The following is an 11,219-nucleotide window of genomic DNA, read 5'->3' as shown; positions in this document are numbered from 1 at the left end:
CGATAGAGTTCTCGTCGAAAAAGGCCTCGCGCCAACCCGTGAAAAAGCCCAGGCGATGATCATGGCAGGCAACGTTCTCGTCGGTGATCAGCCCGCGACGAAGGCGGGAATGTCCGTCGCGGAAGATGCGAATGTCCGGCTCAAAGAAAGCCCTCATCCGTACGTCAGCCGTGGCGGCATCAAGCTCGAAGGCGCGATTCGATCGTTTAGCCTCGAGGTGCGGGATCGAGTCTGCCTCGACGTCGGCTCCTCCACCGGAGGTTTTACCCATTTCCTGCTGTTGAACGGCGCTTCGCGCGTCTACGCCCTCGACGTCGATACCAGGCAACTCGACTGGAAACTTCGCAATGACCCGCGTGTCCGCACCATCGAGCTGAACGCGCGATTTCTCGAGCCGAAGCATGTCGGGGAGCCGGTGGACATCGTCACGATGGACGCCTCGTTTATTTCCCTTACAATGCTTCTGCCGGGAATTCCCGCGGTACTCAAGTCCGGTGGGTACGGCGTGGCGCTGGTAAAGCCTCAATTCGAGGTCGGCCGCGAGCACGTCGGAAAGGGCGGGATCGTGAGGGATGCCGGTCTCCAGCAAGGCGCAGTCGAAAAAGTAATGGAGGCGGGCCGGGCCGCCGGATTGGAATTCATCGCCGCGCAGGAGTCGCCGATTACCGGGCGCGAGGGAAACCGGGAATTTTTCGTGTTATTCAGGAAACCGTGAGTATTCAGAACGTCATCATCGTTACCAAGCCGAAGCAGGCGGAGGTTGCGCGGGTCGCAGCCGAACTGGAAGCGTGGTTCAAGAAGAAGGGAATCACCGCAACCCAGGCGCCGGAGTCCGCGTCCGCCGCCGATCTGGCGGTGGTGGTGGGAGGGGACGGGACGCTGCTGGCTGCAGCCCGCCTTCTGGCGGATCGCCAGGTTCCAATCGTCGCTATCAATTACGGCGGGCTCGGTTTCCTGACCGAACTGACGCGTGATGAGATGTACTCCGCTCTGGAAGGCGTGTGTACCGACTGCTACATCACGGAAGAGCGGATGATGATGGACATCCATCTGTCTCATGATGGCCAGCCGCCCGACTTATTTCGTGCGCTGAACGACGTCGTGATTCACAAAGCCGGTGGAACAATGTCCCGCATGATTGAACTCGAGGCGCGGGTGGACGGCCAGTATTTATCGCGCTTCCGGGCGGACGGGCTGATCGTCGCCACGCCGACCGGTTCGACCGGCTACAACCTTTCGGCTGGCGGTCCGATCGTCTTTCCGACCATGAGTGCGATGATCGTCACTCCGATCTGCTCCCATACGCTGACGAACCGGCCGATCGTGCTGCCGGGAAATGTGAAGATCGAAATCACGCTGCGTTCGGAACACGACGATGTTTACATCACCGTCGACGGGCAGGTCGGCGGAGCGCTTCCGATGGACGGCAATCTCACGGTCGAGAAATCCGGCGTCATGGTGAAGCTCGTCTCGCCGGCCGACAAGAACTATTTCGATGTGCTCCGCGGCAAGCTGAAATGGGGCTAGGCGCCGGGGGCTCGGCGACCATTTCGCCATGTATAATTCCTACGGGAGGAGAATCTACGAGTGAAGACCAAAGCCGCACGCCAGACGGTGTGCAACATACCGACGGATAACCCCAAGGAACCCTACTGCGGGGGCAAGCTCAAGCGGATCACGGAGCTTGATATCGACGCGAAAAAGTCCGCCGGAACCGGAAAAGATGTTTTTCGGTGCCAAAAGTGCAAGACGCTTTACGTTGACGACAGTCCATATGCTTTAGCGAAAGCTAAAAAATAGGGCTTCCGCGCAACAGAACGTCAATTGAAGGTGCGTCATGCCGGACGGACACAAGCTGGTCTACGATTGGAACTTGATTGGCGAGCCGGAGCCGCTTACAAACAAACGGGTTCTGCTCGATGACGAGACCCTGCGGGACGGTCTCCAGTCGCCCACCGTTTCCGACCCCCCGATCGGCGACAAGATTCATCTCCTGCATTTAATGGAGGACCTCGGTATCCAGATGCTGGATATCGGTTTGCCCGGCGCCGGCCCGCGCGCTTATGCGGACTCGCTGGCTCTGGCGCAGGAAATTGCCCGCAGCCGCCTCACCATCCGGCCAAACTGCGCCGCGCGTACCACCATCCAGGACATCGATCCGATTCTGGACATTGCCGGCAAGACCGGCGTGACCATCGATGCAGCGACCTTCCTCGGCTCCAGCATGATCCGCCAGTACGTCGAGAGCTGGACCCTGGACGACCTGCTTCGGAAGACTGAAGAAGCCGTGACCTACGGCATCCAGCATGGCGTTCCCGTCATGTACGTTACCGAAGACACGACCCGCGCCTTCCCCGAAACCATCAAGCGGCTGTACACCGCGGCCATCAACTGCGGCGCCCGGCACATCGTCCTCACGGATACCGTTGGTCATGCGACGCCCGCCGGTGCGCGCGCTCTGGTGAAGTTCGTTATCGCCGAAGTGGTCAAGCCCTCCGGCGAGGACATTCTCATCAGCTGGCACGGACACAATGATCGCGGTCTGAGCGTCATTAACTCGCTGGCGGCCGTGCAGGCCGGCGCAGACGTCATTCACGGCTGCGCTCTGGGCATTGGAGAACGCGTCGGAAACACCCCGATGGATCAAGTGCTGGTGAATCTCAAGCTATTGGGCGCCATCGATCACGATCTGCTCAAACTGAAAGAGTATTGCGAGGCGGCCTCCCAGGCGTGCCGTGTCCCCATTCCGCCGGGTTATCCGGTCTTCGGCTCCGATGCATTCCGCACCGCCACCGGAGTCCACGCCGCCGCCGTTATCAAAGCGTTCAAGAAAGGCGAAACAGAGCTTGCCAATGCCGTTTATTCCGGTGTGCCGTCACACCTCTTCGGTCTGGAGCAGATCATCGACATCGGTCCGATGAGCGGTAAATCCAACGTGATCTACTGGCTCGAAAAGCGCGGCATCCAGGCGACGAATGAACGTGTCACCGCCGTCTATGACAAGGCGAAGCACTCGGATCGCCTGCTCACCGCGAAGGAAGTTCTCGACGCGATAGCCTGAAAAGAGGCAGGGAACACAAGAAGCACAAAAGGCACAAGATAGAACGATCCTTCTTGTGCCTTTTGTGCTTCTTGTGTTCGTCCCCTTTTACACGGGCATCGACCCTTCCATGATGCTGCGTAGCGTCCGGGCGACGGTGATCTCGATCAGCGTACGCTCGTAGGGATTGTCCTTTTCAGCCATGGCAAGGATCTCATCGGCGGCGATTTGCGACGCGCGTTTGATGGAGGATTCACTGGCAGGCTTATTCCCGATTTCCTTCTCGGCCAGTTTGGCGCGAAGAGGGACCAGGGTGAGGCTCGAAACGACGATTTCCGGGTCGACGCAGATCGTCCGCACAAGCTTCATGCGGGCCGCGGCGGAAACGGTGCCTTTGCCGCCCATGCGGGCGACACGGAAGAAACCCACCTTTTCTTCGACCGGCAACCCCGGAAATTCCACCGCGGTCGGGATCTCGCCCTTCTTCAATCCCTTGGTGATCGAATCCAGGTAGTCCCTGATGGACAAAGTTCTTTTACTTGCCGGACTTTGCAGACGGACCTTGGCCTCCAGAAGCACCAGCGGCGTGGTGAGATCGAAATATGGAGATTCGGGAGAGAGCGCCTCCAGAAACGTGATCTTGTTCCGAACCAACGGGTTAGCGACGAGCGAAGCGGCCTGCCGTATCAATCCGTTGGCTCCGGAGCCTTCACGCGTCAGACGGCCGAGGCTCATCCCCGTACCGATCGTAATTTTGTCTTTTTTGATCTCGATTTCGTTGAGCGGTTCAACGTTGATCATGTCGATGACTACCTTTCCGGCGGGAGACTTATCCCCACCGGCCTCGGCTCCGGACACAAGTAGCGAGCGCTTACCGTGCTTTGCGAGCAGCTTAAGAAGTTCGGGTACAGACTTTGGTGTCTGAATAGTGGTCATATAAAAAAAACGGGAGTCTATGGGACCGGTACGAGCAAAGTCAATAAATATGTTAGACTGAGCGGCTTATGGAAGTTGACATCTTCGACGAAATCCAACGGATGAGGCAGTCTGGACGCAAGGCGGCGCTGGCCACGATTGTCCAGATTCGCGGTTCGGTCCCCAGCTTTCAGTCGGCCAAGATGTTGATTCGCGATGACGGCTCCACGATGGGCTCGGTCGGTGGCGGGTGTGTCGAAGCAGAGGTCTGGGCGGCCGCTCAAGACGTCCTGCGGGACGAAAAGTCGAAGGTCATGAGCTTCGATCTGACCGATGAATCCATGGCCGAGAGCGGCCTGATCTGCGGCGGCAAGGTCGAAATCTTCGTGGAACCCATTCTGCCGGTGCCCAGAATGGTCATTTTCGGGGCCGGCCATATTGCGACTCAGGTTTCCAAGATCGCCAGTATCGCCGGCTTCCGTACGACCATCGTCGACAACCGGCCGGTATACGCGAATGCCGAGCGCTTCCCTGAAGCGGAAGCCATTTATGCCGAAAGCTTCGAGCAGGCCTTCGAGCAAATCGTTCCGACCGACAACACCTATGTTGTCATCGTGACCCGCGGCCATCAGGAAGATCAGAATGTGCTGCGCTGGGCCGTCCTGACCGACGCGCGCTATATCGGAATGATCGGCAGCAAGCGCAAGATCCGGTCGATTGCCGAACAGCTTGAGAGCGAAGGCATTTCGCGCGAGCGGCTCGAACGTGTGTATATGCCGATCGGCCTCGATATCGGCGCGGTGCTTCCCGAAGAAATTGCCGTCGCCATCGTTGCCGAAGTCATTCATATCCGGCGCGCCGGCTTCAAACATCCGGTCAGCAAGAAGCTCTTTCAAACGATCCATTCATCGCCGTAAAGGGCGGAGCGCAAGCGCGACAGCGCGCAGCCGTAAATTAAATGAGCGCAAGCGCGATAGCGCGCAGCCGTAAATTATGTCCATTTTGAAGGTCTGCCGTCTCGGGCATCCGGTCCTGCGCTTGGAGTCGAAGCACGTTTCGCCTGCAACCCTGGCCAGTCCTGCGATCCAAACATTGATCGACAACATGATGGAGACCATGGTCGAGTACAGCGGTGTGGGCCTCGCCGCGCCCCAGGTGCATGAATCCCTGCAGCTCGCCGTCATCGAAAGCCATGGCGGGCGCGGCGATATTCCAATGACGGTGATGGTCAATCCCGCAGTGAAAGTCCTCGACGAAGAGTTGATCGACGACTGGGAGGGCTGCCTCAGCATCCCCGATTTCCGCGGCCGCGTGCCTCGCTGGCGGAAACTTCGCGTCGACGCGCTCGACCGCCACGGGAAGAAGATCCAGATCAAAGCGGAAGGGTTTTTCGCGCGCGTGATCCAGCACGAATTCGATCACCTCATGGGGCGCGTGTACCTCGACCGGATGCCGGATCTTAAAACACTGTCGCACTTCGCGGAGTTCCAGAAGTACTGGCTGCCGAAAGAGGAAGAATGAAGATCTACACCAAAACCGGTGACCGGGGCGACACCCGCCTGTTCGACGGGACCAAGGTCCGGAAGCACGACGACCGCGTCGACGCCTACGGCGATGTCGACGAGCTCCATTCTTTCATAGGCGCTGCGGCATCATTCTTGAAAGATCCCGGGCTTGTGCATATGCTCACGGAGATTCAAAAGGACCTGTTCTCGATCGGGGCACAGCTCGCAGACCCCGGTTTCAAGGATCAGGAACAGGCAAAATTCCAGCTTTCGCGCGAGCGGATTACGGCGCTGGAAAATGCCATCGATAATTTCGAAACCGAATTGAAGCCGTTGCGTCAATTCATTCTGGCAGGTGGTGGAAATGGTGGGGCGTTGCTGCACGTGGCCCGGACTGTTTGCCGGCGGGCTGAACGTCGAGTGGTAAGCCTCTCTGAGAAGGTGGAAGTGAACCCGAACGTGATCGAATATTTAAACCGGCTCTCCGATTTTCTGTTTGTCATGGCACGAGTCGTGAATCATCGGGAGGGCAAAGAGGAGATTCCATGGTAAAGACCATCAGTGTTGCGTGTTTCGTTTTACTGCTCGCGATTCCGGCGCTGGCGCAGGACGACTATCCGAAGATTCAGACTTCGATGGGGTACGCCAATTTGAGCTTTCTCGACTTCGGCGCGCTACAAAACGGCATTGTTCAAACGACGCACCATTCCGGATTTGCGAACGAAACCGGATTGAATCTTTCGAAAACGTTCGGCGTGGACAATTACATGGGTCTTTACAGCCTGGGAACCGATTCGACTCTGATCGCTGATTTTCTCGGCGGCAAAGCCACATTACGCGCTGCGAAGATCACTCCATATGCCATTGGCGGCATCGGGTTCGGATATTTCTCGGCGGCGTCGATTGGGTACTACAGCAGTTCCTTCGGCACACGGTATGGCGGCGGAGTCGACGTTCCGATTAACGAGGTGCTGTCCTGGAAAGTCGAGGTTAGCCGGATGAGTTTCCACATCAATCCGCTGACGAATTCAGGCTGGACCAGCGGCACGAACATTCAGGGTGGAATCGTTTTTACACTGGTGAACTGATTTCTAGACGCCTCTATTGGAGATTCGAGATTGGAGGTTCGAGATTGGAGATCGGATTTCCAATCTCCAATCTCGAATTTCCAATAGAAGTAAACTTCAGCTCGCGCTCTGGTAAGCGATGAGATATACCGTCTGCTTGTCGTCCCGCACGTGGATATACGCCCAGCCGCCCGGCAACTCTACATCGTAAAAATTTCTCCGGCTCATATCCGCGCATGCCGGCAATCCCATCCGCAGCCCGCGTTGCAGTTCGGCCACGCGGTCCGTCAATTTCGGATTCAGCGCCGCGACATCGTAACCGCTCATGCGGAGCCAGGTGGCATCGGACTGTAAGGCTGCAGCCGTCATTGTTTTATTTCCTCTCAAATGTTCTTACGGATTCGCCCGGTAAAAAGTTTCGGCGAATCAAACTAACAGACGCAGGTTTGCCGGAAATGGTTCCCTCTGTTTGCGTTTATTTACGATTTTGTTACTGTTCGTTCAAAGGCAGCCAGAGGGCTCCGCCGAATCCGGTGGACTGATCCTGAATCACGATGCGGAGCCGGTCGCCGGCTTTGCCCGCGATCGTCGAGCGCAGCGGAATTCCTTGGGTCAGCGCCGTCTGAAACTGAGCGTCGGGTATGCTGATCGGAATGGTGACCGTCTTCACCGTCTTGTCTTTCGAGGATTCCAGGCGCGTCGCGAGCACCAGTTTCGTCGTTCGCCGATTGTTCTGCAGGTCGAATTGAAGATTACGCGTGTTGACGGTGACCGTCACACGGTAATTTCCCGAAATTGACGGATCCGGCTCCGCGACGGCGCTCAAACCGATCTGGGATGCATTGAGCGGGCTGGAAAGCAGTTCGCCGATCAACGCCTGGCGTTCGCGATCGGTAAGAATGCGGGTGTCGCCGGGATAGTAGCCGCTGCGATGCCGCACCTCGGCGTCCTTCCGGTTGACCTTCACCGTCAGATCATGAAACGTCTGATCCGCAGGGTCCGCGATGGAATAGAAACCCAGCATGTAACTGATCTCGCCCTCGCTCACGGCGTTGCGAACCGCGCCGGCAAGATCGTTGGTGTGGTACGCGACCTCGCCTCCGGTCGCATCGGCGAGCCGCAGCATAACATCCGGATAACCGGCGGACAGCCCCCGCACATCGACGGGATATAGCGCGACATTGGCGTCATTCAAGGCGCGCGAGGCATTCTGCAATTGGGCCGAAAAATTGTCCGGAGTTTCCGGCGCAGCTGCCCCCTTGGCATCGCCGGCCCGGCGGGCCCGCGTCGGTGGCGAGAACGGAAAGCCGGCGGAAAGCCAGACCAGATTCTTGCGTCCCGGCAGCCCCTTCAGGTGCCGCGCGATTGTTACCAGCGCCTGCGTGGTCGCATCGGCCTGGTTGATCGAGGAATTGTCGACCATGCCGTACACCATCGGCACCACCACCCAGATCGAAGAACTGCTGCCGATCGTGAAATTCGGAGGACGCAGCATATTCACGAGCTGCGACGGACTCCGCAACTCGGTTCCGGCCTGCTCGCTGGCGCGGATCTGCTCGGCGATCTGGACCAGGCGGTCCGGATTGCCGGTGAAGTCCTGCACGATATACAGCTGCTGTGCCAGGATATAGAGGGCGATCCGGTCTTCCTTCCGGATCGTTTTCAGATACGCCACGAGTTGCTTCGTGGCATTGTTCTGGTCTTCCTCCATCGTGTTCAGCATGTCGAACAGGATGACCGTCGCTCCGCTCGGCGCCGCACCGGAAAAATCGAGGTAGTTGGAAACGCCCCGCACTCCCGGCAGGGTCACGGATTTCACCTCACCCCGCGTGTCCAGCTCGGAGAATACTTCGATCTTCTGCGGTTTCTTATTATCGAGCACCGTGAAGTCGGATGCCTTCAACCCGGCAACCGGCCCCTTCTTGTCCCGCACGACCACATTGATCTGCACCAGCCGGGTACTCACGCGGATTGTGTCGTTTTGAGCCGACACCCCGCCCGCTAAGACCGCCAGACCCAGCAAGACCGTAAGCACTTTGGATTTCAGCTGCACGGCGAGAATTTAATGAATTTCGTATGCCTCGGCTACAGAATTCTTCGCACTGCAAAACAGGTTTTGGCCGCAGATGACGCGGATGACGCAGATGCACTGCGGCTAAAACAACTGATGGGAAGCGGAAAAAAAACTGCCCGTTCCGGAGTGACTCCGAAACGGGCTGAAATTTTCCTTCCTGAAGAACGGTTAGTGTCTCATCTGCGTCGAGATGTCACCGGTTTCGTAGACTTCGCAATACGCACGCTCCGCCACAAGTCCCTGGTCGGGAGCTGTGCTGAGGCGAAGCGTTCGCGCCGGCATCACCCACGGTTCCACGAACACATCGGGGTCGTCGATGGTGATTTCATAAAGGATTTCATTGCCCTTGCGGGTGAATTTCTCCACGATGTGCATGTCGGCGGAATGGAAGAGGCCTCCTCGTCCCAACCACGTATCATCTGTAAACGAGGTGGAGTCGAGCACCAGCGTGTCGCCCTCCCAGTGCCCGATGGTATATCCCATATAGGTGGCCTCGAGCGACTTCTCTGCGGTGCGCTTGCGATTGTCGGTCGGAATCACGCGAAATTCCCGGTTTCCTCCGCCGTAATCGCTCGTCGTATACAGCATGGTAATGTCGTTCGGTGTCTGGAAGATGCGGCGAGGCGTGCCCTCCCGCGGAATCCCCATCGGCTGGCACGTCATGATCGGATCTTTCTTGTTCGTCCACTGATCGTTTTCCACAACCTTGTCCCAATACTCGGGTTTGTAAATGGGATGGCTCGGCCCGAACCGCGAGGGCGAGATGTACTCATAATCGATCCAGAAGTTGTCCATCGGAACATCGCAGCGTGTCTGGATTGGAGTACATCGGCGGCTTCCACCACCATTGACTGGAAGAGGGGCGGTACCCCAGACTCCTGTCAGGTCCGGCTTCCCATTGGCCAGCCGCGGCGTGTCGACGGATGCCGTCTGCGCCGGCGCGGCGGCGGCGGCCAGAGTCCAGTTGGGAGGCTGATTCGTTGGCTTGATCGCGGCCTTGACGCTTGCCGGAACCGGCACCACGACATAGATCTGTCCGGTTTCCGTGACCGTCGTCGTAATGTCGCGGACGACGGTGCCGTTCTTTTTCTCCGTCATCTTGCCGGCGTAAAACGCCTCAGCCGGGTTGAGCGGATTGTTCCAATCTTTGTAATCGCTGTAGGTGAAATCGTAAGTGTTCGCGCCATTTTTCACCACGACGTGCTGGGCCATCCATTTTGCGTCGAGTGTGGCGGTCGCGACTGCATTGGGGACGCCCGGGATCGGGAACGTTACCACCGGCGTGTTGCCTTGCCATGCGACGGACGTTTTCCCGGCCTTCATGACATCGGCTGGTACGTCTCTGCCGGGTACGGGCACCATTTTAGGTGTCTGGGTCTCCTCAGTCCCCGCCATTGCGGCCTTCCACGCACCCTGCGGGCCTGCCCACAGGCGAATCATCCGCTCTTCAACCGTTGCGGGCATCGGCGTCGCCTTGCCTTTACCGGCCACGAGTTCAGCGCCGGGAATATCTTCGTTCCAGGCATACGCTCCACTGAGGACTTCGACATTGGAGCAACTCTGGCCATTGGGCCGGGTTCCCGTGATCTGGGTCCGCTCACCCGACCACTGGTAGGTGATGCTGGTGTGATACTTCGTGACATTGCAGGGCTGCCCGTCCACTTGCATCGTGCCCTTGCCCTGATAGTCGAGCGTTTCGATCAAATCCTGTTCCTGGTCGCTGCGGAGAATGCCCATGTACCAGGCCCAGTTGAACAGGACGGCTTTCAGGTCCTTCGCATCCTTTGCAGGGCTGAAGTACTGCGCGCCTCGACCTCGGCCCCCGCGGCCTTGCGCGCTTCCGCCGCCCGCACCGGCTCCACGGCCACCCCGGCCCTGCGCTCCCGCAGGCGCAGCACCGGCTTGTTGTGCGCTGGCCGGGGATGGCGCGCCAAGCGCCAGAGCGACTGCTATTGCCACGCCTGTGCCAAAAATCTTTGTTAAAACAGCCATGATGATTCTCCTTCTCGTTTAGTCGTTCGGGTTACCGGCGGAAATCATGATCACGCGTCCATCCGGCATCGTGACCGACTTGAGAAATCCCAGGGGGCTGCCGTCTTTTGCGGGAAGGAACTTCACCTTGATGTTGTCGCCGGCGTGCAGGGCATTCGGTCCGGTCTTGCCGATCCCGCGCTGCGCCAGAGCCGTGGCCGAGCCAAGTGTCAGCACCCAGGCGGTCGAGGAGCCATCCGGGTTCTTGACTGCAACAGTCAAAGAACCATGGGGATTGACGAATTTCACGCTTTCGACCGCCCCCGAAAGCTCCACATCCTTCTTCATGTCGTACACGCCCGCGAGCGAATGGTGAGCCAGTAAGGAGCCGGCCGTCATAAACCCACATAACACAACGCAAACTAGAGTTCGCTTAATCATTTGTGCGCCTCCGAAAGCACTTCAGAATTTGAAAGGCTGGCGACGCACTATAACACCAGGCGCGTCAAAATGGAATGCGGGGCCGTTCACTACCGTTTACTACCAGGGCAACGTCCAAGTCCCATAAGTTTCTGATTCTGCGAATCAGGTTTCAGCCGCAGATGACGCGGATTACGCAGATGGGCGCAAAAAAAGCCTATGATGCG

At 58.1% G+C, this 11,219-nt stretch carries 13 protein-coding genes; 8 read left to right on the top strand and 5 right to left on the bottom strand.

Annotation, left to right across the window (positions count from 1 at the left end; genetic code table 11):
- The 4 genes from VGK48_12865 to VGK48_12850 all read left to right on the top strand — a co-directional run.
- A partial coding sequence (locus tag VGK48_12865; GenBank protein HEY2382063.1) for a TlyA family RNA methyltransferase occupies nt 1-715 on the top strand: 715 nt, incomplete at its 5' end.
- Nucleotides 712-1,527: an NAD(+)/NADH kinase gene (locus VGK48_12860; protein ID HEY2382062.1), complete on the top strand. Its 816-nt coding sequence runs from the start codon at nt 712-714 to the stop codon at nt 1,525-1,527. The genes VGK48_12865 and VGK48_12860, both read left to right, overlap by 4 nt.
- A gap of 60 nt (nt 1,528-1,587) precedes the next feature.
- Nucleotides 1,588-1,800: a hypothetical protein gene (locus VGK48_12855; protein ID HEY2382061.1), complete on the top strand. Its 213-nt coding sequence runs from the start codon at nt 1,588-1,590 to the stop codon at nt 1,798-1,800.
- Between the two features lie 37 nt (nt 1,801-1,837).
- Entirely contained in the window at nt 1,838-3,061 is a 1,224-nt protein-coding gene (locus VGK48_12850; GenBank protein ID HEY2382060.1) for a LeuA family protein, read from the top strand.
- An 87-nt stretch (nt 3,062-3,148) separates the two neighbouring features.
- Here the strand turns inward: VGK48_12850 and VGK48_12845 are convergent, their stop codons facing one another.
- The gene (locus VGK48_12845) at nt 3,149-3,976 is read right to left on the bottom strand and encodes an FAD binding domain-containing protein (protein HEY2382059.1); all 828 of its coding nucleotides are present in this window, start codon (nt 3,974-3,976) and stop codon (nt 3,149-3,151) included.
- 68 nt (nt 3,977-4,044) lie between these two features.
- On the opposite strand from VGK48_12845, the gene VGK48_12840 reads away from it, so the two are divergent.
- From VGK48_12840 to VGK48_12825, 4 genes are all read left to right on the top strand, one after another.
- The gene (locus tag VGK48_12840) at nt 4,045-4,872 is read left to right on the top strand and encodes an XdhC/CoxI family protein (GenBank protein ID HEY2382058.1); all 828 of its coding nucleotides are present in this window, start codon (nt 4,045-4,047) and stop codon (nt 4,870-4,872) included.
- A gap of 76 nt (nt 4,873-4,948) precedes the next feature.
- Nucleotides 4,949-5,476, top strand: a complete 528-nt coding sequence (gene def / locus VGK48_12835) for a peptide deformylase (GenBank protein HEY2382057.1) — start codon at nt 4,949-4,951, stop codon at nt 5,474-5,476.
- Complete coding sequence (locus tag VGK48_12830; protein HEY2382056.1) at nt 5,473-6,012, top strand: cob(I)yrinic acid a,c-diamide adenosyltransferase; 540 nt, start codon at nt 5,473-5,475, stop codon at nt 6,010-6,012. Before def ends, VGK48_12830 begins: the two co-directional genes overlap by 4 nt.
- Complete coding sequence (locus VGK48_12825; protein HEY2382055.1) at nt 6,006-6,548, top strand: hypothetical protein; 543 nt, start codon at nt 6,006-6,008, stop codon at nt 6,546-6,548. The genes VGK48_12830 and VGK48_12825 overlap by 7 nt, the downstream gene beginning before the upstream one ends.
- 96 nt (nt 6,549-6,644) lie before the next feature.
- On the opposite strand, the gene VGK48_12820 is transcribed toward VGK48_12825, so the two are convergent.
- The 4 genes from VGK48_12820 to VGK48_12805 form a co-directional block, all read right to left on the bottom strand.
- The gene (locus VGK48_12820; protein ID HEY2382054.1) at nt 6,645-6,896 is read right to left on the bottom strand and encodes a hypothetical protein; all 252 of its coding nucleotides are present in this window, start codon (nt 6,894-6,896) and stop codon (nt 6,645-6,647) included.
- 121 nt (nt 6,897-7,017) lie between these two features.
- Entirely contained in the window at nt 7,018-8,580 is a 1,563-nt protein-coding gene (locus VGK48_12815; GenBank protein HEY2382053.1) for a VWA domain-containing protein, read from the bottom strand.
- A 189-nt stretch (nt 8,581-8,769) separates the two neighbouring features.
- The gene (locus VGK48_12810; protein HEY2382052.1) at nt 8,770-10,593 is read right to left on the bottom strand and encodes a hypothetical protein; all 1,824 of its coding nucleotides are present in this window, start codon (nt 10,591-10,593) and stop codon (nt 8,770-8,772) included.
- A gap of 18 nt (nt 10,594-10,611) precedes the next feature.
- A complete protein-coding gene (locus tag VGK48_12805) occupies nt 10,612-10,971 on the bottom strand; it encodes a DUF6152 family protein (protein ID HEY2382051.1) in 360 nt (119 codons plus the stop codon).
- Nucleotides 10,972-11,219: the final 248 nt, after the last annotated feature.

This window comes from Terriglobia bacterium, assembly GCA_036496425.1.
Lineage (GTDB): Bacteria > Acidobacteriota > Terriglobia > 20CM-2-55-15 > 20CM-2-55-15 > 20CM-2-55-15.
This window is presented reverse-complemented; position numbering and strand designations above follow the sequence as displayed.